Source organism: Peribacillus sp. Bi96, assembly GCF_918698115.1.
Taxonomy (GTDB): domain Bacteria; phylum Bacillota; class Bacilli; order Bacillales; family DSM-1321; genus Peribacillus.
Genome location: NZ_CAKKLV010000001.1, coordinates 295489 through 317996 on the forward strand (window position 1 = coordinate 295489; position 22508 = coordinate 317996).

Consider the following 22508-nt stretch of genomic DNA (forward strand, 5'->3'; position numbering starts at 1 on the left):
GCTGCCCCGGAAGTATTTCCGGGGCATTTTTTGTGTGGTTTATATTTACCTTGTACAAGTTCCTAAAACGATTGGCTGTCATTTTATGAATATTGAAATAGGCAGGTAAAGGGCAGGAAGGAATAATTCATTTTTTGATTTTGAGGATGATGGGAGAAAGTTATTCATTATAAAAAGAGCACATGATTCTGGATGGAAAACAAACACCGATTGTGATGAACGCAAATACAATGAGTAAATCCCGGTAGGCCACCTGTGGAAATAGGAACAGAAATACATACATCAGTGGATGCACCTTTTTTAAAATCAAAATTGCAGAGAGAGGGCGGTGGTCAGCAGAGATGGATAGTCAATTCAAAGAAACTTTCGGTTCTTGGACTCAAGCGATAGGAACTGTCATTTCTGCTGTTGCGGGTACACCATCCAAAGTCTTGAACGAAGAATTTCGTGAAAAATTGGACTTGATTGGAAATGAACTTCAAGCAACAGGAAATGCCCTATTGGCGGACGCAGAAGAAACCTGGTCACTGGATAAATTCGGTAATATATTACAGGCGATCGGGAATTCGACGGTTATCTTAGGATTAGTCATTAATTTCGATGAAGTAACCAAACAGGAATTGATCATTAAAGGCAATCTGATTCAAGCGTTGGGCGGAGGTACCGCTTTGGCGGGGGCATTCGAAAATCCGGATGAACCGGAGCAGGCCTTCAATGCTACGGGAAATTTGTTGCAGGCGATTGGGAATTCGATGCAAGCGATAGGTGGAATTGCCGAACTTAAAAATAGTGTTCAAGATAAAGACCAAGAAAAGAATCAAGAGCAAGAAGAACAAGAGAAGGAGGAGCAGGAACTACAAAAATATCAATATCCTGATTTGGAAGAGAAGCCATCTGATGCTGAATTAATTCAAGTGATGGGAGGCTGGATTCAGGCGGTCGGCTCCGTCATCAGTCTTATAGGGCAGTTGAGAAGTAACGAAGAAAACTCCGGGGATGACAGCTCAAATGATAGCAATTCCAATGATGAGTGAGCATAAGGCCAATAAAAAAACCCTCAAAATTTAGGCTTTTGAGGGTTTTTCGTTAATTCAGTCGACTAAAATGCCTGCATCCCTAAGTGCACCCTCCGCTTCGTCAAGCAGTTCTTCAGAAGATGCGCTCAGTGTATGGAGATGGATGCCACTCGTTAGTTCCGATAAAAAAGAAGCGTTCGTTGCTGTCACCCTAGAGAGGAATTGCTGGACTTCCTTACGGCTGCTTACCATGATCGATGCAGTCAGGTCACCGTACACGGGGTGTTCGATTTTGACATCTTTTACCGTGATACCAATATCGACGAGTATATATAGCTCTTCCTGGGTCCGGGAAGGATCGTGCTGGCAAGCGATGGTCCTTTCCGGCTTTTGAGTGCCCCCCGTTTGTAAGTACATATAGCCTTGGCTCGTGGCAATGATCGGTTCATTCCGCGCTTTCAGGAGCGTTATGTCACCAACGATAACCTGCCGGCTTACATTCGTTATCTGCGAAAGTTCGCTTCCAGTTACTGGCTGCGCACTTTTTTGCAATATATGTAAGAGTTTCGTCCGTCTTTCTTCCCCGAGTAATTTCTTTTTTTCCATAATCATTCACCTCTTTATTTACAAACATTCTACCACAGAGTGGAAGGTTTTATCGAATGACAGCCACTCCTGCAAGGCAGTCTGCCAATTTGTGAACGTCATCGGCCGTCGTGTATTTACCAAAGGAAAATCGGACGAATTGATGGGCTTCTTCTTCGCTTTTCCCAATGGCCATCATGGTTTTTGAAGGATCCTGTTTACCGATTTGACAAGCACTTCCCGTCGAAACCGCGAATCCTTTCTGGTTTAATTCGAGCATGATGTACTGTCCTTGCAATCCAGTGAAGGCCAGGGCCAGAATGTGAGGCAATTGCTGGCTTTTTCCCTCGATGATTTGAAAATCTACTTTCCTTTCCAAAAGACGTTGAATCAATTGCATCCTAAGCGTGGTAATCCGTTTATGTTCAGCTTCCATGTTATCCCCTAATTTCTTTGCAGCGGTCATGAAGGAAGCTATACCGGGGACGTCCACTGTCCCTGGTCGGAAACCATATTCATGAGTGATATTCGGTACCGAAGACTTCAACTGATGGATGGCCGGGAAAATGACGGCTCCAGTCCCTTTTGGACCATAAACTTTATGACTGGAAATGGATAATCCATCACATAAGGCAGATATCTTTTCTAGCGGCAATTTAGCAAATGATTGGACGCAATCCACGTGCAAAAAAGCCTGGTGTTTTCGAACGATTTTACTTATTTGCTCAATGGGTTGAATGACCCCGATTTCCGAATTGACATGTTGGACAATGACCAAGCATGTTTTCTCCGAGAGACATACCTGCAGATGTTCCATATCAATACGGCCATCATCCAAATGCCGTAAATATGTAACCTCAAAGCCAATATGTTCAAGCTTTGCGACATAATTGGCAATCGACGCATGCTCCGTTCTACTTACAATCAAGTGGTTCTGCCAGGATGGTTTTGAAGCGATGAATGTATCGATGGCAAGCATGTTGCTTTCCGAACCACCGCTCGTAAAGATGATTCCTTCCTTTTTTATGTTCAGCATTTCTGCGAGTTGTTGCCGTGACATATCCAATAAACGTGCCGCTTCAGAGCCAATATCATGCAAACTGCTCGCATTCCCGAAAAATTTCCGGGATGCTTGGCTGAATACGTCGAGGGCCTCCTCATCAATCGGAGTTGTAGCCGCATAATCCAAATAAATCAAGAAATCACATCCATCCTTTAATCTTAAAAAACTCTTGATAATAGTTTAATAATATGTAAATATAGTTGTCAAGACACCTGTCGTAAACAGGAGGAATGAAATAATGGTAAAAGCGGAAATCATCGTGATAGGCAGCGGGATTGCTGCCTTGAAAACGGCATTGGAAGCAAGTGAACATAAGCATGTGATACTCATCACAAAATCAAATATCCGTCATAGTAATTCATATTTGGCGCAAGGCGGGATTGCTGCTGCAATATCTGATCGTGACAGAGTATCTTTACATAAAAAAGATACGCTGGCGGCTGGTCAGCGATATAACAAGGTGAAGGCAGTCGAAAAGCTCGTCGAAGAGGCGCCTTTGGTTATAGCTGAACTTATTCAATCCGGTATGCAATTTGACCATGATGATGACGGCACACTCATGCTTGGCATGGAGGGCGCTCACAGCGAAAGAAGAATCCTTCATAGTCACGGCGATGCTACAGGAAAATACATCATGGAACATCTTATAGCGTGTTTGAAAAACTCAACGATTACTGTGATGGAGAATACAACTGCCGTGGAGTTGATCATCGGAAAAGATGATTCTTGCATTGGCGTCAAAACTCTTGATAAGGCAGGGGAACTTGTAATCTATCATGCAGAACAAACGGTTTTGGCAACAGGCGGATGTGGTTCCCTATACCATTTCAATTCAAATTCACAAACGGTTTCAGGCGATGGAATCGCACTTGCATTCAAGGTCGGGGCAAAAGTTCGAGACATGGAATTCATACAGTTTCATCCGACGCTGCTTTTTATAAATGGTAAAGCGGAGGGACTGGTTTCAGAAGCGGTGCGCGGGGATGGTGCAATATTAGTGACTGAACGGGGAAGGCCGATCATGGAGGGTGTCCATAGTCTGAAAGATCTCGCACCAAGACATATTGTGGCTCAAACGATTTTTTCTTATTTACAGCGCGGTGAAAAGGTATTTTTGGATATTTCGATGATTAAGGATTTTAAAAAGCGTTTTCCGACAGTGAGCTCATTATGTGAAAAGAGTGGGCTGGACCTTCAATTCGGGAAAATTCCGGTTGCACCCGGTAACCATTTTCTAATGGGGGGAATTGAAGTGAATGAATGGGGGCAAACCTCTGTCCCCTCCTTGTATGCAGTTGGTGAAGTGGCATGCACCGGTGTACATGGAGCGAACCGATTGGCAAGCAATTCCCTTCTAGAAGGGCTGGTTTTTGGAAATTCGCTTGGTCATTTGCTTGCTAAATTGCCGGCAAGGTCGATACCGGAAGAAAAAGAGCAGTCCAAGGATTCCTGCCATTTTCTCTCTTTGCCTGATTTCGAAGCATTGCAGGAAAAATTAATGAACGAAGCAGGAATCGTTCGAAATGAAGCAGGTTTAGCTCGACTGAAGGATTTTCTAGAGACATTTAATATGGAGAAATTGCTGCAGATGGAAGTAACGGAATTATCGATTAAAGAAATAAAGATAATCAATGCCATGATCGTGGCGTGGCTGATTGCCGAATCCGCATTGACCAGAACAGAAAGCAGGGGCGGTCATTTCCGCAGTGACTATCCTTGCGAGGATGACGGGCAATGGCTGGAAGATTCGGTTATCCTTGCTTGCACGGATGTGAAAAACCGAGTGAAAGGGAGACGACTATATGAACATATTGAAGCTTAAGCAGATGCTGCAACAATTTTTAATGGAAGATATAGGGGAATGCGATGTAACGAGTGATACGATTTTTGATCAAGGTGAACAAGGGACTTTGACCTTCATTGCAAAAGAAGGTGGGGTTTTTAGTGGAGGTGACGTCATCAAGACGGGATTTGCATTGTTGGATGAGCAAATCGACGTTTCCCTGCAAGTTCTGGATGGTGAGGTTTTTGAAGCAGGACAACAGCTTGCAAAAATGACCGGTGATATGGCTTCGCTTTTAAAAGGGGAACGGGTCGTTCTGAATTTAGTGCAGCGTATGTCCGGCATTGCGACACAGGCTCATAAAGCTACGATGATTTTAGCGGGAACGAAGACGAGAGCTTGTGATACGAGGAAAACTACACCGGGACTGCGGATGCTTGAAAAATATGCAGTCCGTACTGGCGGTGCATTCAATCACCGATATGGTTTATATGATGCAGTCATGATAAAGGACAACCATATATCTTTCGCGGGTTCTATAACGAAAGCGGTTCACACGGTCAAATCCAAACTGGGACATACCACTAAAGTGGAAGTGGAAACGGAGTCAGCTGAACAAGTGCTGGAAGCAGTGGAAGCTGGCGCGGATATCATCATGTTCGATAATCGGAGTCCCGAAGAAATCAAGCAACTGATCAAATTGGTTCCCGCCCACATCATGACTGAAGCCTCTGGAGGAATCCATTTAGACAATCTAGCTTCATATAGGGAAACAGGGGTTGATTATATTTCGTTGGGCAGCTTGACGCATAGTGTCAGGGCACTTGATATTAGCGCAAAGGTCAAAGAACGTGAGGGGATAATGAAATGAACATATTGGAGATGGCTAGCACTGCAGGTAATGTATTGCCTGAAAAGTATAAAATGATGACAACGGAAGAGATGGAGAATCAGGTCCAGGACATTAAGAAACGACTGGGGAACCGTCTTTATATACCAGGTCATCATTATCAACGTGAGGAAGTCATTCAATTTTCGGATGTAACGGGAGATTCACTTCAATTGGCTCAGCTTTCCGCGCAAAATCGCGAAGCGGATTATATCGTGTTTTGCGGCGTGCATTTCATGGCTGAAACAGCCGATATTTTGACAACAGAAGGGCAGACGGTTATCCTGCCTGATATGCGTGCAGGCTGTTCCATGGCAGATATGGCGAATATTGAACAAACGGAACAGGCCTGGACAAAACTTCAGGATTTGTTTGGAGATACGATTCTTCCTCTTACGTATGTTAATTCGACCGCGGCCATCAAAGCCTTTGTAGGGAAAAATGGCGGGGCGACGGTGACTTCTTCCAATGCACAAGAGATGGTCTCGTGGGCCCTCTCGCAAAAAGAACGCATCCTTTTTCTTCCTGATCAGCATCTTGGGAGGAATACAGCCTTTGATCTGGGCATTCCATTGAATGAAATGGCTGTTTGGGATCCTCATAAGAACGAATTGATTTATGAAGGGGAACTCGAAAATCTGAAGGTACTTCTTTGGAAAGGACATTGTTCGGTCCATGAAAATTTCACAACCGCGAATATTGAAACACTTCGAGCGGAGCAGCCGTCCATGAATATCATCGTTCATCCCGAATGTCGCCGTGAGGTAGTCGCCATGTCAGATTATGCGGGTTCGACATCATACATCATAAATATGATCGAAAAGTCTGAACCAGGCAGTTCTTGGGCAATCGGTACGGAGATGAACCTTGTCAAGCGACTTATCGCCAATAATCCTGACAAGAACATCATCTCTTTAAATCCGAACATGTGCCCATGCCTAACGATGAACCGGATTGATCTGCCTCATCTGCTTTGGGCGCTTGAATCAATTGAGGAAGGTACCATCATTAATCCGATAAAAGTGGAAAAAAGCATTGCGGATAATGCCATCCTAGCTTTAAACCGAATGCTGGAACGGGTCTGAGATCACTCAAACGACGTAACATTTAAAGGCATTTTTGGGAAAAAGAAAAGGGGGTCCCGAAGACCCCCTTTTTATGTACAATCAAAACAGTTATGAATGTTATTAAGTACTTAAAGATTACTTGCATTAAAAGTATTACCCTCATTCATATTCCCGGATTTAAAACCTTTATTGAACCAACGTTTTCTTTGTTCAGAGGTACCGTGCGTGAAGCTGTCGGGAACCACGTAGCCCTGTGCCTTTTTTTGAATACGGTCATCACCGACACCACTGGCCGCATTCAATGCCTCCTCAACATCGCCTTCTTCAAGCAAATTCTCACCCTGGACATGATATGCAAAAACTCCAGCCAAATAGTCGACTTGTAATTCAAGGCGGACAGAATACTTATTATATTCGTTCTCACTAACCTTTGAACGATCAGGCATGTCCTTTTTTTCCGTTGTCCCCAAAAGTGTCTGAACGTGATGACCGACTTAATGGGCAATGACATAGGCCATTGCGAAATCCCCGGGTGCCTGGAATTCTTCTCTTAACTCTTGATAAAAGCTGAAATCAATGTATAGTTACATGTCACCTGGACAATAAAAGGGCCCCACGGAAGAGCCTGCCATCCCGCATGCCGATTCGACACTGCCTGAGTACAGGACAAGAGTGGGTTCCTTATATTCCAGGTCATTTCTACGAAATTCCTCTGTCCTGACCAGCTCCGTATCTGCAAGGACGACCGATACAAACTGTGCAAGCTCCTTTTCTTCATCCGTTTCCACATAATTGCCGCCATTGCCCGAATCAGGGGAATTCAAGCTGCCTAGTACTTGAAGACACAGCTTTAGGTTATTTACTTTCTTATACCCTGATCTTCAATAGTTTAGACAGGAGGTTGAAGGAAGCACTTCATTCATGATGAATTCCTCATTAAAAAAACCATTGCCCCTCTTTTCTTGGAATGCAATGGTTTAAATTTTATATTCTTTCTGCACTGAATCAATTTGAATACCTCCTAGAAATGAAGAAAGATCAAAGTGATTGATTTTTCTTATTAAGGAAGGTTTTGTAACTTATTTCCACTCAGAAAAAGTACGATCTCCGTCCTTAAATCATTGATCCAATCATAAAAGCCCTTTTTCAAGCATAAGTTTTCATGATAAAAATAATAGCAATTCACCCACTACATCATAGTATATATGGACATATGCACAGGAGGGGTTAACAGCGTGAAAATTCATATAGTCCAAAAAGGCGATACACTTTGGAAGCTCGCCAAAAAATACGGCGTCAGTTTTGAACAACTTAAAAAAGTGAACGCGCAATTGAGCAATCCGGACATGATGATGCCGGGGATGAAAATTAAAATACCAGGGACATCCGGAGCTGTAATAAAAGAAACACTTAATCCAAACGCGAATATACAACCGGGAATGAAAGAATCCCAAATTCAACCATCTCAGGCTCCGCCTGCACCTATGAAAGAGCAGCAAAAACCGAACATTAAAGAACAGCCAAAATATCAGCAACCAGTAAAAGAACAGCCAAAATATCAGCAACCAGTAAAAGAACAGCCGAAATTTCAACAACCAGTAAAAGAGCAGCCAAAATATCAGCAACCAGTAAAAGAACAGCCAAAATATCAGCAACCAGTAAAGGAACAGCCAAAATATCAGCAACCAGTAAAAGAGCAGCCAGTTAAGAAAGAGCAGCCGATCGTTCAGCAAAAGCCAATTATTAAAGAAAAGCAAATAATCGTTCCAAAAGAAGTTCAAGTACCAAAGCCGGTAATTCCGGAAATCGATATCAATAATTATTATATGGTCAACATGACCAATATGAGTGTGCAAAAGCCCCCTGCACCACCACCTTTACCAAAGAAAAAAGAAGAGGCGGCAGTCACTAAAAAGAAGAAAAAGCCAGCTGTTCAGCCAGTTCAGGAATATGAGGAGCCGGAAGATGAGTGTATCCCAGTAACGCCAATCCTGCCTGGAAGCGGTTATTGCATTCAGCCGCCACCGTGGGCGCACATGCACATGCACGGGATGCAAGCCCCTTATCAGGGTGTTCCAGGCTATCAGGATGCACAAGGCTATCAGGATGCACAAGGCTATCAAATGATGGACGAAAGCTCTGGAGTGTGGGATGAATCTTTTGACATGCAACCGATGGGTCAAGAGTTCGTTCAAGGGGCAAGTATGAATCCATACAGCCAGCAACAATATCCATATCAGGCATCTGCACCGGTCCCGCACCATTTTTATGGGGGGATGAATCAACAAGCTCAAGTAGAAGGTTCATACATGCAACAAAATAACGAGTCACCAGACGAATCGCCATCTTTATATAATCAACAAAACTACCCTCAGCAGTATACACAGCCTGCCGCTGAAGATGAGGAAGATTGCGGCTGTAATAAGGGGTTGCTTGGAACTTATGGCCCGGAAGTGAAGGGGCAGTATCAGGGTTCCAATGCACAAACCCAACCTATTTATCAACAATATCCATCCGTACAATCACAGCAGAATCATGAACAAAATCCAGGCGCGTATCCAAAAGAGCTACAGATGGGACAACAAATGCAATATGAATATGAAGAAGAGTCAGGAGAATCAGCTCAACAAATTGAAGGGTCCATGAATATGGGCGGCAGCCAAAATGGAGGTCAGCCACCAGGCATGATGATGGGCGGACAAAATGGAGGTCAGCCGGGCATGATGATGGGCGGTCAAAATGGAGGTCAGCCAGGCATGATGATGGGCGGCCAAAATGGAGGTCAGCCACCAGGCATGATGATGGGCGGTCAAAATGGAGGTCAGCCACCAGGCATGATGATGGGCGGTCAAAATGGAGGCCAGCCACCAGGCATGATGGGCGGTCAAAATGGAGGTCAGCCACCAGGCATGATGGGCGGTCAAAATGGAGGTCAGCCACCAGGCATGATGATGGGCGGCCAAAATGGAGGTCAGCCACCAGGCATGATGATGGGCGGCCAAAATGGGGGTCAGCCACCAAGCATGATGATGGGCGGTCGAAACGGAGGCCAACCTGGTATGATGCCAGGACAATTTGGGGGCCAGCCGGGCATGATGCGAGGTCAACCGGAAGCTATGTTACCTGGACAAATGGGAGGCCAGCCAGGCCAATTCGGGGGCGTTCGTGCGCCTGAAACATTTGGGATGCCGACTTATGTAGATGAAAGCGATGACTACTAATTATCAAGGAGACAGTGTTTTTAACACTCGTCTCCTCTCTTATTTAAATCGTAAGCCAAAGAAAATCCACCATCTTCAAAGCAGTGTCTATTTAATAATTTTTGAAAAGGGTCTCCCATTAACTCTTAAAGGATTCGACAGTTTTGAAAAGTGGGATCGGCAAAGAGAACTGACTTCTTTGTTAAAGCAAAAGGGATTTCATCAAACCTATTATATTCATCAGAATTTAATGCCTTTTCAATTTAAAGGAAAATGGTATGGCAGTATGGACTATTTTCCACCGAGTAAGAAAAAATTTCAATATTCCAATCATATGGACCGTTTAGAGGGAATTCAATTATTAGAAAGCTTCCATGATGTCTCGGAACATCTCTCCATTAAAGCGCCTGTTTTCGATCAATTAAAAAAATGGAAAGACCGGTTAGCTTTTTTTAAAAAGAACTTTTCATATGTTCGCCAATATGTTTCCGAAGATATTATTAAAGAGTGGATTAGATGGGGTGAGTGGTCACTAGAGGGTTTTGAAAAAAATCAGTCTTTATGGAATAAGGAAAAGAAAGTCATCATTCATGGTGATTGCGCACATCATAATTTTTTGCGGAGAGCAGATGGCACTTTGACCTTAATCGATTTCGACTTAATGGCACATGCTCCTAGGTGCATTGATTATTTACAGTATGCAAATCGAATATCCCACCATTTGGATGACGCGGCGACGAAGCTCTGGGAAGTGCCGCAACTGAGTAGGTATCAATCAGACTTGGCCTTTTTATATGCATTAACTTATCCTACGGATATTTTCCGGGAATGGAACAGGCTTAATAAAAGTTCATCCCAGCTTCATTCCGTATGGAAAATGACGGTGGAAGGTTTTTCGGAGCGTATGGAAATGAATGAAAAGCTTGCGAAAAAAATTTCCTCCCTCAATAGGAAATAAAACCGGTTTTTGGCCGTAACTTACAGAGTACAATTCCTGCTCGACACCCATGCTAATTATGAGCGAAATATAGCTCATTTTATTGCAATGGGAGGGTTATTGGTGCGGAAAATAAAATGGACACTTCCGATTTATACGGTATTAGCCGCCGTAAGTTTGGTTGGATGTGCTAATAATAATACAGCGGAAAACAAGAATATCACGGATGAAACAGGATACCATTCCACTGAAAAAGATGTACTAGTACGCAACATCAATTATCAGAATAGGGTGCAAGGCCTCTATGATAAAGATGATGCGTACAGTAAGCGGGATCGTAACTACCATGGTCATGAAAGTAAACCGCTTAAGGCCAAATCCTCTTATTATAATTCTTATGAAGGCTCTTTAGCCGACCAAGTTAATGGGGTTGCAAATAGCGTGGATCCGGTTAGTGATTCAAGGACAATCATAATGAAAAACGAAATGCTGGTTGCATTGTTGCTAGATGACTACAGCCAAGCAAAAGATGTCAAAGAAAAAGTCAAGAAGGAAATCGGACCGCTTACTAACGGCCGGAACCTATATGTCACCACCGATGAAGGTGTTTATTTCAGGACGATGACACTTGATAATAATCTTCGTGATGGCGATACGAAGGAAATGATCATTCAGGATGCCAATGACATGTTCGATAATCTTAACATTCATGAAAATCACTTAAAATAATACCAAGGCTGACCCCGATTCTTGGGTCAGCCGTTTTTGATTTTTTCTGGTTAATAAACCTTATTTGGGGTCAAACTACTTAAAAAGTAAACGCCTTAAGAGGTGAGTATATTGACTAATCAACTAAAAATCCAATTTTTCATGACACTTTTCTTACTGCCATTTTGCCTAACCGTTTTTGCAGAGGAATCTATACAAAAGGAAAATGTTCCAATTGAAAGGAAGGTCATTCTTCAGCGTATGTATTTGGATGGTGAGTTAAGTGAGGAAAAATTGACAGAAACAATTTGGTCGATGGAAGACTTTCGGGCAAAATACCAAGGATGGAAGGTAGTCGATCAAAATGAAGAACAGATTGTCCTTAAGAAAATCGAAAATGACATATCTCCGCTCTTAAAAGCGAATGGTTACCTCGGAATGAGGGAAGATGGAACGTTATCCATTTTTATTGGAAGGCCTGAGCACGCCAAGATCATCCATACTTTCTACCAAATAGACGTTGGTAAACTTGAAGTATACAAGCAGGAGGAACTGCAAAAAGGAATACCTATCATGAATAAAGACCAATATAAACAGCTCATTAAAGAATACGAGCCTTATTCGGTAAACTAGGGTGGGATGATATCCCACCCTTCAGACTGTAGACAAACTCGATAATAATGGAGAGTTTGCCTACAGTTTTTTTGAGGGCTGTAAAATTCAAACGTTTCTTTCCACTGCAGGCACTCGCATTGCGCGGGCGGTCCGTCCTCGACGCCTTTAGCGCCTGCGGTGTCTCCCATGGACCCGCATTCCTAAGCGGGAGTCTAGCACACCCGCTCCAATCCACTTTGTTTTAAGGATGATAGTAACACCCGGAAATCTTGTGAAAGACTTTGCTGATTATAAAATAACTTTTAATGAACAACCCTTTCTTTTTATGATAAAATGAGAGGTACAGCAAAATCAGGGAGAGAATTAATTTGTATGATTATATAAAAGGTAAGGTCGATTATATTGGGCCTGAATACATAGTTGTGGAAAATGGGGGGATCGGATATCAAGTGATGACGCCGAATCCTTTTATTTTTTCCGCTCAATACCAGAAAGAAATCCAAGTTTTTTTGTATCATTATGTTCGTGAGGATATGGCTGCACTATACGGATTTCAGAACCGTCAAGAGAAGGCATTATTCACAAAATTATTGAATGTAACCGGAATCGGGCCGAAGGGTGCTCTAGCCATATTGGCATCAGGCCAGGTTGATCAGGTGGTGCAGGCAATCGAAAATGAAGATGAATCGTTTTTGGTGAAATTCCCGGGAGTCGGAAAGAAAACGGCACGGCAAATGATTCTCGATTTAAAAGGGAAACTCGAGAACATTATTCCGGATGCGTTTCCAAGCTTGTTTAACGAAGGCGTCACGGCTGCACTCAGTCCAAATGGTAATACGGAGGAATTGGATGAAGCCATTCTTGCATTGAAGGCTCTTGGTTATTCTGAAAAGGAAGTCCAAAAAGTTGCCAAGAAATTGCAGGCGGAAGATCTGACGACCGAGCAATATATTAAGAAAGCATTGCAAATGATGTTAAGATAAGGAGTGGCGCAATGGAGGAGAGACTATTCAATCAGGAAGCCGATTTGAACGAACTATCCTTTGAACAAAGCCTGCGGCCGCAAAACTTAAAGCAATATATTGGACAGGATAAAGTGAAAGCCAATTTGAGTGTATACATCGAAGCGGCAAGGATGCGGGAAGAAACGCTGGATCATGTTCTTTTATATGGACCGCCTGGTCTAGGTAAGACAACACTTGCTGTCATCATCGCCAACGAAATGGGTGTCAATATCCGCACGACTTCTGGACCCGCCATTGAGCGGCCTGGAGATCTGGCGGCCATTTTGAGTGCGCTTGAACCAGGAGATGTGTTATTCATTGATGAAATACACCGTCTGCCGCGTGTTGTCGAAGAAGTACTATATCCGGCTATGGAGGACTTTTGTCTTGATATTGTAGTGGGTAAGGGGCCGGAAGCTCGTTCGATCAGAATCGACCTGCCACCGTTCACTCTTGTTGGGGCGACGACTCGTGCAGGCTCACTGTCTGCACCTCTAAGGGACCGATTTGGCGTTTTGAGCCGTCTTGAATATTATACGGAAAATCATTTGACTGATATCATCATCCGTACTGGAAGAATCATGGATACGGAAATGGATGATCAAGCAGCGAGTGAGCTTGCCAGAAGGTCAAGGGGCACCCCAAGAATTGCGAATCGGCTTTTACGGAGAGTCAGGGATTTCGCCCAAGTGCGCGGAGATGGTACGATAACGGCTGAACTTGCCGATTATGCACTTGAATTAATGCAGGTCGACCGTTTAGGACTCGATCATATTGACCATAAATTACTTAAAGGGATCATTGAAAAATTCCGTGGTGGACCAGTTGGTCTGGAGACGATTGCTGCAACCATCGGCGAAGAAGCACATACGATTGAAGATGTGTATGAGCCATATCTGTTACAAGTCGGCTTTCTTCAGCGGACCCCAAGAGGGCGAATGGCAACGCAGCTGGTATACGATCATTTTGGTTTGGAGATGCCAGAACGATGAATATACCTAAAATGGTCATGATACTTGGCGTGATTATATTCGTGATTGGTTTTTCGATGAAATATATTCATCTCGGCAGGCTGCCGGGAGATATCTTTCTCAAAAAGGGGAATACGACGTTTTACTTTCCTATCGTGACATCAATCATCGTCAGTGTTGTGTTGTCCGCTATTTTTTATTTGATCGGCCGTTTTAAATAATCATTACAGCTTGATAGACACGTTAGGAAGTGGAACAGATGAAATTGGATATGTTTGATTTTCATTTACCGGAGGAACTGATTGCCCAAGTTCCTCTTGAAGATAGGGAAGCAAGTAGATTGATGGTGTTGGACAAAGAATCCGGTAAGCTCCAGCATGACGTTTTTAGTCATATCACGGAATATGTCAAACCCGGGGATTGCTTGGTGCTGAATGATACGAAAGTGCTGCCGGCGCGACTATATGGCAGTAAAGAAGAAACAGGTGCAAAAATAGAAGTTTTGCTGCTCAAACAAGAGCACGATGATGTTTGGGAAACACTTGTGAAGCCAGCCAAACGAATTAAAGAAGGCTCGACAATCATCTTTGGCGATGGTAAGCTGAGTGCCGTCTGTACAGGTGTTCTTGAGCATGGCGGCCGAATCCTTGAATTTCAGTATGAAGGTATTTTTTATGAAATATTAGAGAAGCTTGGCGAAATGCCGTTACCTCCATATATCAAGGAACAGCTTGACGACCAGGACCGTTATCAAACGGTATATGCGCGTGAACGTGGATCTGCAGCGGCACCAACCGCAGGACTGCACTTTACGGACCATTTGCTCGACAAACTGAAAGGGATGGGTGTCCATATCGCTTTCATCACGCTTCATGTTGGACTTGGTACATTCCGTCCAGTCAGTGTGGACGATATTGACAGCCACGAAATGCATTCGGAATTTTATCAAATGACGGAAGGCACAGCTCGATTACTGAATGAAGTGAAAGAAAAAGGCGGGAAAATCATCACGGTCGGAACGACGTCCACAAGGACATTGGAAACGATTGCGTCCCGTCATGATGGAGTTTTCAAGGAAGAGAATGGCTGGACGAGCATCTTCATTTATCCTGGTTATGAGTTCAAAGGGATCGATGCGATGATTACGAACTTCCATTTACCGAAATCAACTTTAATCATGCTTATTTCTGCACTTGCAGGCAGGGAGCATGTCCTTCATGCCTATGAAACGGCAGTGGAAGAAAAATACAGGTTCTTTAGTTTTGGCGATGCGATGTTAATTAAGTAATATAAGAGTGATAAGCTCTTGAAGGGAGTTATTGCGTTGACTGCAATACGATATGAGTTAATCAAAACATGTAAACAGACAGGGGCTCGGTTAGGCCGGGTTCACACGCCGCATGGTTCTTTTGAAACACCGGCATTTATGCCGGTTGGAACGATGGCTACTGTCAAAACGATGTCCCCGGAAGATTTGAAACAAATGGGGGCAGGCATCATCCTGAGCAATACGTACCACTTATGGCTGCGTCCGGGGCATGACATCATCAAGGAAGCTGGCGGATTGCATAAGTTCATGAACTGGGATCGGCCGATTTTGACGGACTCCGGCGGCTTTCAAGTCTTCAGTTTGAGCGAGTTCCGCAAAATTGAAGAAGAGGGCGTACATTTCAGAAACCATCTGAATGGTGATAAATTATTTTTATCTCCGGAAAAAGCGATGGAAATACAAAATGCACTTGGCTCCGATATTATGATGGCATTCGATGAATGTCCGCCATTTCCGGCAACCGAAGAGTATATGAAGAAGTCGGTTGAACGGACATCACGCTGGGCTGAACGCTGTTTAAATGCTCATGAGCGTCCAAATGACCAAGGGTTGTTCGGGATCGTTCAAGGCGGGGAGTTTGAAAACCTTCGTAAACAAAGTGCAAAAGACCTTGTTTCCCTTGATTTTCCGGGTTATGCTATTGGAGGACTATCTGTTGGGGAACCGAAAGATATCATGAACCGCGTCCTTGAGTTTACAAGTCCGCTGCTGCCAACCAACAAACCGCGTTACCTGATGGGGGTCGGTTCGCCGGACTCATTGATCGACGGTGCAATCCGCGGTGTCGATATGTTTGACTGTGTACTGCCGACACGAATTGCGCGTAATGGTACGTTGATGACGAGCAATGGGCGGCTGGTTGTGAAAAATGCGAAGTATGCACGCGATTTCGGGCCAATCGATGAAAATTGCGATTGCCATGTTTGCAAGAATTATAGCCGGGCATATATTCGCCATTTGATTAAATGTGAAGAAACCTTTGGGATTCGTCTTACGACTTACCATAACCTTCATTTTCTGTTAAACTTGATGGAACAGGTCAGACAAGCTATTCGAGAAGATCGTCTTGGAGACTTTAGGGAAGAGTTTTTTGAGCAATATGGTTTCAATGAACCAAATGCGAGAAACTTCTAATTCCATAAATATTTTAATGAACGAAAGGAGTGAATATACAAATGGGTTCTTTAACACAAATACTTCCGTTGATTTTAATGTTCGTATTGTTCTATTTCTTATTGATCCGCCCGCAGCAAAAACGCGCAAAAACTACGCGAAACATGCAAAGCAGCTTGAAAAAGGGTGATAAGATTGCTACTATTGGCGGCATGCACGGAACAATCGATGCAATCGATGAATTGCAAATCGTCGTTAAGTCATCTGATGGTACAAGATTGACATTCGACCGTGCTGCAATCCGTGAAATTACGGAAAGCGCACCAAATAAAGAAGTATCTTTATAAGACAAACGAAAACCGGGCCATATGCCCGGTTTTTTGCTGTGTTTTTTTAATTGGTGCGTGATTCAGAACTCATATTGACCCCAAGCACTCCACCCATCATGGCCGTAATGACAAAACAGCCATAATAGATCCATTGCTTGAGGGTGAATAGTGCATCATGACCCAAATATTGAAAAAGGAACACGACCAACAGATAAAGTAAACCAGTACTTCCTCCTAAGAATAGTCCTTGCTTTTTCCCTTTACCTCCTGAAATGAAACCACCAACGAACAACGATAAAAAGGACACGATCATGATGACGTATGTCAGGGATGATTCCGACAGTGAAGTAAAACGAAGAAGGATGGAAACGATCAAGCTTGCAATCATCGCTATGGCAAAGATGGAGCCAACGCCATAAATTACGGCGACACTCATTTTTTTAGTTTCGATGGTTATTCCTCCTTTTTAAAAGGCTGTTACGTTTAGCCTGTTTATGTGTTTGTACAAGCATATTCCTCGTATGGAACCTTTAGACCAGGTTTAAGAAGCTTCCGTAAAATTCGAAAAGATTATTGAGTAATTTTTCAATTCCCAAGCCATGCTATGGATGAAGGAAGTGTTATAGACGTGGATATCTATCTAGGGATTATTTTTAGAACGACCGTAATCTATCTAGTCATCTTAATCCTTTTCCGGATGATGGGGAAGCGGGAAGTCGGAGAACTAAGCATCCTTGATTTAGTGGTATCTATCATGATAGGGGACATTGCCGTTCTGTCTTTTGAAGATTTGGAAAAACCATTTTTACGGCAGATGATCCCGATGCTGGTCCTAGCTTTCATCCAAATACTTTTGGCATTCATTTCGTTGAAAAGTGTCAGGTTTCGCAACATCGTGGACGGTACACCACAGATTATCATCAATCAAGGAAAAATAGATGAAAAAGCAATGCGTAAGCAGCGATATAATTTTGATGACTTATTGACCCAGCTGCGTGAACAAGGGATTAATGATTTAAATGACGTACAATTTGCAATCCTCGAATCTTCCGGTAAACTCTCGGTTATAAAAAATAACCAAGACAAAAGTTCAAAAATCGATGAAACTCCATTTCCCCTAATAGTTGACGGGAAAATACAGGAAAGTAATCTCAATAAGATTGGCAAAAATCATTTTTGGCTCCGGCATCAGTTGAAAAAACTTGGAGAAACGAAAATCAATGAGATTTCGATTTGCGGGTACATAGATGGCGAATTTTACATCGATAAAAATGAAACGAAGAAATGACCGAAGCCGTTAAATGCTTCGGTTCATTTTATTTCCAAGCAAACTTTGATAAAAATCCACCCACAAAAGGAATCCGGATCAGATCCGCCTTTTTTATGCCGCCGGTCATGAGCAGGAAAAATGTGAATAACAGGATCACGACCGTCACGGAAAGCAGTAGCCGTGCCCCAAGAGGCTGTGATGAAAGCGGGACTTGATAAAGATAAAAACCGCCCCAGCCAGAAATTAACGCAAGCACTAAAGCTGACATATAACTGCGGAAATGAAGCGTGAAAGGAACAACCTTTAGCACGGTTGAAAAATGAAGAAACGTAACGAGCATCGTACCGACAGCGATTCCAATCGCGGCGCCCATGATCCCGAAACTTTCCTTTGATGCCAGCAGCCAAATCACGCCGATTTTTAGGATGTTGCCGGCTAGGCTATTGAACATGGCGGCTTTAGCAAGATCCAGTGCTTGTAACATGGACTGAAGCGGGTATTGAAAATAATAAAGGATAAAAAAAGGTGCCAGGAATTTAATGAAAACAGCAGCGTGTGAAGAGCCATACATGACTTGTAAAATCGGTTCGGCAAAGATGAACAATATAACGATAGCTAAACAGCCAGTGATAAACGTGATTTTTAGGGCCTGCTGCAGCCTATGTTCAACGAGTAAAAAATTCCCGGTCGTCCGTGCTTCACTCACTGCCGGGACAAGCGCTGTCGCCAACGATGACGTAACGAAAGAGGGAAGCATGAGCAATGGCAGTGCATACCCTGTTAACTCCCCGTATTGACTCGTGGCTGCTGCGGCTGTGACTCCGGCAATAGCCAAACTCTGAGCGACCACTATCGGTTCGAAAAACCACGAGATGGATCCAATCATCCTGCTCCCAGTAGAAGGCAGGGCGATCCCCATCAATTCAGTGAACGTTCCTTTTCCGGATTTCACATTCTTGAAGAAACCTTTCCGGAACTTAAAATGTTTCTTTAGTTTAAAGCTGGTCAATAAGTAGAAGAGAGATACAAGCTCACCGATGATCGAAGCGAACATCGCCCCGGCTGCTGCATATTCAATTCCATATGGCAAAAAAGCCTTCGTCAGGACGGCTATGAAGGTGATTCGCGCCACCTGTTCGATGACTTGTGAGAAAGCGAAGGGCTTCATATTTTGCTTGCCTTGGAAATATCCGCGAAGTACGGATGAAATGGCGATGATCGGTACGATCGGGGCAATCGCCATGAGCGGCCATAAAGTCCGCTCATCAGTGAAAAGGTATTCTGAGAGAACCGGCGCAAAAACCAGCATCGCAGGAGTGAAAATCATCGATAGAGTAAAGGTGCAGGCCAAAGAGACAACTAGGATTTTCTTGATTTTCCGTTCATCACCTCTGGCATTGGCCTCAGCTACGTATTTGGATATGGCGATGGGTAGGCCCAACTGGGTAATGTTGACGACGAGAAATAGGGTCGGTAAAGCCATCATATATAAACCAACGCCTTCTTCGCCGATGAAGCGGGCGATGACAATGCGGTTAATGAACCCAAGAACCCTCGTAATCAGGCTTGCGATTAATAAAATCAGCGTCCCTTTTAAAAATTTGGACATTGTACTCCCTCCCTGCCTTCTCAAAAAAGCGGTTATGCTATACAATTATCTATATGCTTGTACTCGGACAAAGCATGACAAAAGTGTATGATTGCGTTCTAACAAATGATCGAACCCTTACATGAAAATGCACATTAAATGGAGAATCATTTTTACTGGAGGCAAAAGTGATGGCGAAAAAGAATCATCCCTATCAAAGGTACTATATAAAGGTACGTCCATTTTTGAAGAGCAAGCGTGAGGAATTCCAAATGGTTGGATTGAATGCCGTTACAGAGGAAGACATATGGGGAACATTAACCAAAAATAAATGGAAGCGTCCGCAGGAAAACATTCACCTTCACGAACTGGTCGCAGATATCGTGACATTTTCAAGCAACGAGTTCATGACCTTCCAAATGGTCGAAGCATATAAATCGCCAAACCTATTTGAACCGCTATCTGAAGAGGAACTGAAAGAGCTTTTGAAAGAATAACGCAAAGATATACTTAAATTGACAGCTGTTTATAAATGACTCATAATAGATATGGTTATGCTTTTTTTTGGAAAAAGGCATGGGAAGCTGTGTGGTTTTTCTGGAAAAAGCGAATGGAATGCAGGTGTTTTTTAAATGAAAAATGATGTTTTTTTAACTTCAAGAACAGGCGTAATATAGAAAGGGGCCTACTACATAATGGTAAAAAGAAGCAGGATCGTTGCGTTTTTTCTAATCGTACTTTTGATTTTCGCAGCGATGGGAACGACTTCAAAAGGAATCCTTAAGGATATCAAGCTTGGTCTTGACCTTCAAGGCGGTTTTGAAGTGTTATATGAAGTGAAACCATTATCCGGGGAAAAAATCACACCGGAAGTTTTACGGGCTACAGTAAGCTCACTTGAACGGCGTGTCAATGTTTTGGGTGTTAGTGAACCTAACATTCAAATTGAAGGGAAAGACCGGATCCGCGTTCAATTGGCCGGCGTTAAAGACCAAAACAACGCTCGGGAAATCCTTTCGACGCAGGCTAAGTTATCCTTCCGTGATTACAACGATAAGGAAATGATGACGGGTGCTGACCTGAAAGAAGGCGGCGCGAAACAAACGTTTCAGGATAATAAACCGGTTGTTGAAGTCACATTGAAAGATGTGAATAAATTTAAAGATATCACGCAAAAAATATCCTCGATGGAAAGTCCGACAAATGTACTTGCAATCTGGCTGGACTTCGAAGAAGGAAAAGATTCAATAAAGAACAAAGCCTCACAAGACAATATGATATCCGCTCCATATGTCAGTGAAGTTTTCAATACGAATAAGGTATACATCACAGGACAGTTTACGGTGGAAGAAGCAAAAGAGCTTGCAGACCTTCTAGATGCTGGTGCCCTGCCTGTCGATTTGAAGGAAAAATACTCGACTTCAGTAGGTGCGCAATTTGGTGAAGGTGCACTGAACGATACGATATTTGCCGGCATCATCGGAATTGCACTCATTTTCATCTTCATGCTTGTGTATTACCGCTTCCCGGGATTCATTGCAGTCGTCACGTTAAGCATTTACATTTTCTTGACGCTATTAGTGTTTGATTGGATGAATGCAGTCCTTACGCTGCCTGGTATTGCGGCATTGGTACTCGGGGTCGGAATGGCTGTCGATGCCAATATCATAACGTATGAACGAATCAGGGATGAGCTGAAACTTGGCCGTTCTATAAAAGCGGCTTATAAAGAAGGTACGAAAAACTCACTTAGTACGATTATGGATGCGAACTTAACGACATTGCTTGTTGCGGCCGTTCTTTTCTTTTATGGAACAAGCTCAGTTAAAGGGTTTGCGACCACTTTGATCATTTCCATCTTAATGAGTTTCATTACAGCTGTTTATGGTACGCGTCTATTCATGAGCCTGTGGGTGAATAGTGGGGTCCTTGACAAACACCCATCATGGTTTGGCGTCAAGAAGAAAAACATTCACAGCTTATCTGAAAAAATTAATTTAATGAAATTGCCAACGCGTTTTGATAATATCGATTTCGTCAAACACCGGAAGGTCTATTATGGCATTTCAATCGGTGTTACCATTATCGGGATCATTTTCCTGTTGGTCTTCAGATTGAACCTTGGAATTGATTTCACGAGCGGTACCCGCATTGAGATTGCTTCTAAAGATGTCTTAACGACCCAACAAGTAAAGACCGAAATGGGCAAGGCCGGTATCGACTTAGATGATATCAAGGATGTCAGACTTGCTGGAAAAGATGATAAAAATGCTGTCGTTCGTACAGTGGGTGTCCTTGATAAACAGGAAATCGCTGTATTGAAGGACCATTTCAAGAAAGATTACGGGGCAGAACCTAATGTTAGCACCGTATCACCGACAGTAGGAAAAGAGCTTGCAAAAAATGCCATGTTTGCGTTAGCGATTGCATCAATCGGTATCATTTTGTATGTATCGATACGATTTGAATGGCGAATGGCTGTACCTGCCGTCATTGCGCTGATACATGATGCGTTCTTCATCATTACGATTTTTAGCTTACTTCGACTCGAAGTGGACATCACCTTCATTGCTGCAGTTCTGACGATTATCGGTTATTCCATCAATGATACGATCGTTACTTTCGACCGAATTCGTGAAAATTTACGTTTCAGTCGTAAGATCAAAACTGTCGAAGAGCTTGAGAACATTGTAAACATAAGTATCAGGCAAACTTTGACGAGATCGATCAACACGGTCCTGACCGTCCTCGTTACGGTAATCGCATTGATGATCTTCGGTAGTGAGGCTATCCGAAACTTCTCCATTGCCTTGTTCATCGGTTTAATATGTGGCGTGTATTCATCACTATTGATCGCTTCACAACTCTGGCTTGATTTGAAAATCAGGGAATTGAAGAAGAAAGGACCGCTGAATACGGCAAAAGAAAAGAAACAAAGTCTTGAAGGACAAGTTTAATAGGTGAGAGGGGGCTGGCATGATGCCAGCCTTCTTTTCTTTTTTATGGACAAGCAAATGTAAATAACTGCATTTTCTGAGTT

The 22508-nt window shown here is 43.2% G+C and carries 21 protein-coding genes and 1 pseudogene; 17 read left to right on the forward strand and 5 right to left on the reverse strand.

Annotated features, from left to right (window positions below):
- The first annotated feature begins 341 nt into the window (after positions 1-341).
- Positions 342-1034 (forward strand): hypothetical protein, encoded by a 693-nt coding sequence (locus LQ203_RS01435; RefSeq protein WP_230154968.1) that lies wholly within the window; start codon positions 342-344, stop codon positions 1032-1034.
- Between the two features lie 57 nt (positions 1035-1091).
- Here the strand turns inward: LQ203_RS01435 and LQ203_RS01440 are convergent, their stop codons facing one another.
- Positions 1092-1625, reverse strand: a complete 534-nt coding sequence (locus tag LQ203_RS01440) for a transcription repressor NadR (protein ID WP_230155361.1) — start codon at positions 1623-1625, stop codon at positions 1092-1094.
- Positions 1626-1671: 46 nt separating this feature from the next.
- A complete protein-coding gene (locus LQ203_RS01445; protein ID WP_230154970.1) occupies positions 1672-2799 on the reverse strand; it encodes an IscS subfamily cysteine desulfurase in 1128 nt (375 codons plus the stop codon).
- A gap of 103 nt (positions 2800-2902) precedes the next feature.
- On the opposite strand from LQ203_RS01445, the gene nadB reads away from it, so the two are divergent.
- The 3 genes from nadB to nadA are packed head-to-tail and all read left to right on the forward strand — an operon-like array spanning position 2903 to position 6421.
- Positions 2903-4486: an L-aspartate oxidase gene (gene nadB, locus LQ203_RS01450; protein ID WP_230154972.1), complete on the forward strand. Its 1584-nt coding sequence runs from the start codon at positions 2903-2905 to the stop codon at positions 4484-4486.
- Entirely contained in the window at positions 4467-5318 is an 852-nt protein-coding gene (nadC, locus tag LQ203_RS01455) for a carboxylating nicotinate-nucleotide diphosphorylase (protein WP_230154974.1), read from the forward strand. Before nadB ends, nadC begins: the two co-directional genes overlap by 20 nt.
- On the forward strand, positions 5315-6421 hold the full coding sequence (gene nadA, locus LQ203_RS01460) for a quinolinate synthase NadA (RefSeq protein ID WP_230154976.1): 1107 nt from the start codon (positions 5315-5317) through the stop codon (positions 6419-6421). Before nadC ends, nadA begins: the two co-directional genes overlap by 4 nt.
- Before the next feature lie 110 nt (positions 6422-6531).
- On the opposite strand, the pseudogene LQ203_RS01465 reads toward nadA, so the two are convergent.
- Positions 6532-7206: pseudogene (locus tag LQ203_RS01465) on the reverse strand (neutral zinc metallopeptidase); the annotation flags it as partial.
- A 432-nt stretch (positions 7207-7638) separates the two neighbouring features.
- Here LQ203_RS01465 and safA point away from each other — a divergent pair.
- The 10 genes from safA (at position 7639) to yajC (ending at position 16628) form a co-directional block, all read left to right on the forward strand.
- Positions 7639-9624, forward strand: coding sequence for a SafA/ExsA family spore coat assembly protein (safA, locus tag LQ203_RS27410; RefSeq protein ID WP_290370503.1), 1986 nt, complete (start codon positions 7639-7641; stop codon positions 9622-9624).
- Positions 9614-10561, forward strand: coding sequence for a phosphotransferase (locus tag LQ203_RS01480; protein WP_230154978.1), 948 nt, complete (start codon positions 9614-9616; stop codon positions 10559-10561). Before safA ends, LQ203_RS01480 begins: the two co-directional genes overlap by 11 nt.
- A gap of 102 nt (positions 10562-10663) precedes the next feature.
- Positions 10664-11269, forward strand: a complete 606-nt coding sequence (locus tag LQ203_RS01485) for a YhcN/YlaJ family sporulation lipoprotein (RefSeq protein WP_230154979.1) — start codon at positions 10664-10666, stop codon at positions 11267-11269.
- A gap of 111 nt (positions 11270-11380) precedes the next feature.
- Positions 11381-11881 (forward strand): intercompartmental signaling factor BofC, encoded by a 501-nt coding sequence (locus tag LQ203_RS01490; protein ID WP_230154980.1) that lies wholly within the window; start codon positions 11381-11383, stop codon positions 11879-11881.
- Positions 11882-12231: 350 nt separating this feature from the next.
- Positions 12232-12846, forward strand: a complete 615-nt coding sequence (ruvA, locus tag LQ203_RS01495; protein WP_230154982.1) for a Holliday junction branch migration protein RuvA — start codon at positions 12232-12234, stop codon at positions 12844-12846.
- 11 nt (positions 12847-12857) lie between these two features.
- Positions 12858-13859, forward strand: coding sequence for a Holliday junction branch migration DNA helicase RuvB (ruvB, locus tag LQ203_RS01500; RefSeq protein ID WP_230154985.1), 1002 nt, complete (start codon positions 12858-12860; stop codon positions 13857-13859).
- Positions 13856-14059, forward strand: a complete 204-nt coding sequence (locus LQ203_RS01505; protein ID WP_230154987.1) for a DUF2905 domain-containing protein — start codon at positions 13856-13858, stop codon at positions 14057-14059. Before ruvB ends, LQ203_RS01505 begins: the two co-directional genes overlap by 4 nt.
- Positions 14060-14097: 38 nt before the next feature.
- Positions 14098-15126, forward strand: coding sequence for a tRNA preQ1(34) S-adenosylmethionine ribosyltransferase-isomerase QueA (gene queA, locus LQ203_RS01510; protein ID WP_230154989.1), 1029 nt, complete (start codon positions 14098-14100; stop codon positions 15124-15126).
- A 36-nt stretch (positions 15127-15162) separates the two neighbouring features.
- Positions 15163-16302 (forward strand): tRNA guanosine(34) transglycosylase Tgt, encoded by a 1140-nt coding sequence (gene tgt, locus LQ203_RS01515; RefSeq protein WP_230154991.1) that lies wholly within the window; start codon positions 15163-15165, stop codon positions 16300-16302.
- Between the two features lie 41 nt (positions 16303-16343).
- Positions 16344-16628, forward strand: coding sequence for a preprotein translocase subunit YajC (gene yajC / locus LQ203_RS01520; protein ID WP_230154993.1), 285 nt, complete (start codon positions 16344-16346; stop codon positions 16626-16628).
- Between the two features lie 46 nt (positions 16629-16674).
- On the opposite strand, the gene LQ203_RS01525 is transcribed toward yajC, so the two are convergent.
- On the reverse strand, positions 16675-17046 hold the full coding sequence (locus tag LQ203_RS01525) for a TIGR04086 family membrane protein (RefSeq protein WP_230154995.1): 372 nt from the start codon (positions 17044-17046) through the stop codon (positions 16675-16677).
- Between the two features lie 192 nt (positions 17047-17238).
- On the opposite strand from LQ203_RS01525, the gene LQ203_RS01530 reads away from it, so the two are divergent.
- On the forward strand, positions 17239-17898 hold the full coding sequence (locus tag LQ203_RS01530; RefSeq protein ID WP_230154997.1) for a DUF421 domain-containing protein: 660 nt from the start codon (positions 17239-17241) through the stop codon (positions 17896-17898).
- A gap of 28 nt (positions 17899-17926) precedes the next feature.
- Here the strand turns inward: LQ203_RS01530 and spoVB are convergent, their stop codons facing one another.
- Positions 17927-19489, reverse strand: a complete 1563-nt coding sequence (gene spoVB / locus LQ203_RS01535; protein ID WP_230154999.1) for a stage V sporulation protein B — start codon at positions 19487-19489, stop codon at positions 17927-17929.
- Between the two features lie 170 nt (positions 19490-19659).
- Here spoVB and LQ203_RS01540 point away from each other — a divergent pair, with 170 nt between their 5' ends.
- The gene (locus LQ203_RS01540; RefSeq protein WP_230155000.1) at positions 19660-19965 is read left to right on the forward strand and encodes a post-transcriptional regulator; all 306 of its coding nucleotides are present in this window, start codon (positions 19660-19662) and stop codon (positions 19963-19965) included.
- Between the two features lie 198 nt (positions 19966-20163).
- The gene (gene secDF, locus LQ203_RS01545; RefSeq protein WP_230155002.1) at positions 20164-22425 is read left to right on the forward strand and encodes a protein translocase subunit SecDF; all 2262 of its coding nucleotides are present in this window, start codon (positions 20164-20166) and stop codon (positions 22423-22425) included.
- Positions 22426-22508 lie beyond the last annotated feature (83 nt).

What these genes read in the sequence shown, in the direction of transcription:
- LQ203_RS01435 (WP_230154968.1), top strand. Translation starts at nt 342, where the DNA reads ATGGATAGTCAATTCAAAGAAACTTTCGGTTCTTGGACTCAAGCGATA.
- nadB (WP_230154972.1), top strand. Translation starts at nt 2,903, where the DNA reads ATGGTAAAAGCGGAAATCATCGTGATAGGCAGCGGGATTGCTGCCTTG.
- nadC (WP_230154974.1), top strand. Translation starts at nt 4,467, where the DNA reads ATGAACATATTGAAGCTTAAGCAGATGCTGCAACAATTTTTAATGGAA.
- nadA (WP_230154976.1), top strand. Translation starts at nt 5,315, where the DNA reads ATGAACATATTGGAGATGGCTAGCACTGCAGGTAATGTATTGCCTGAA.
- LQ203_RS01480 (WP_230154978.1), top strand. Translation starts at nt 9,614, where the DNA reads ATGACTACTAATTATCAAGGAGACAGTGTTTTTAACACTCGTCTCCTC.
- ruvB (WP_230154985.1), top strand. Translation starts at nt 12,858, where the DNA reads ATGGAGGAGAGACTATTCAATCAGGAAGCCGATTTGAACGAACTATCC.
- LQ203_RS01505 (WP_230154987.1), top strand. Translation starts at nt 13,856, where the DNA reads ATGAATATACCTAAAATGGTCATGATACTTGGCGTGATTATATTCGTG.
- queA (WP_230154989.1), top strand. Translation starts at nt 14,098, where the DNA reads ATGAAATTGGATATGTTTGATTTTCATTTACCGGAGGAACTGATTGCC.
- yajC (WP_230154993.1), top strand. Translation starts at nt 16,344, where the DNA reads ATGGGTTCTTTAACACAAATACTTCCGTTGATTTTAATGTTCGTATTG.
- LQ203_RS01525 (WP_230154995.1), bottom strand. Translation starts at nt 17,046, where the DNA reads ATGAGTGTCGCCGTAATTTATGGCGTTGGCTCCATCTTTGCCATAGCG.
- spoVB (WP_230154999.1), bottom strand. Translation starts at nt 19,489, where the DNA reads ATGTCCAAATTTTTAAAAGGGACGCTGATTTTATTAATCGCAAGCCTG.
- LQ203_RS01540 (WP_230155000.1), top strand. Translation starts at nt 19,660, where the DNA reads ATGGCGAAAAAGAATCATCCCTATCAAAGGTACTATATAAAGGTACGT.
- secDF (WP_230155002.1), top strand. Translation starts at nt 20,164, where the DNA reads ATGGTAAAAAGAAGCAGGATCGTTGCGTTTTTTCTAATCGTACTTTTG.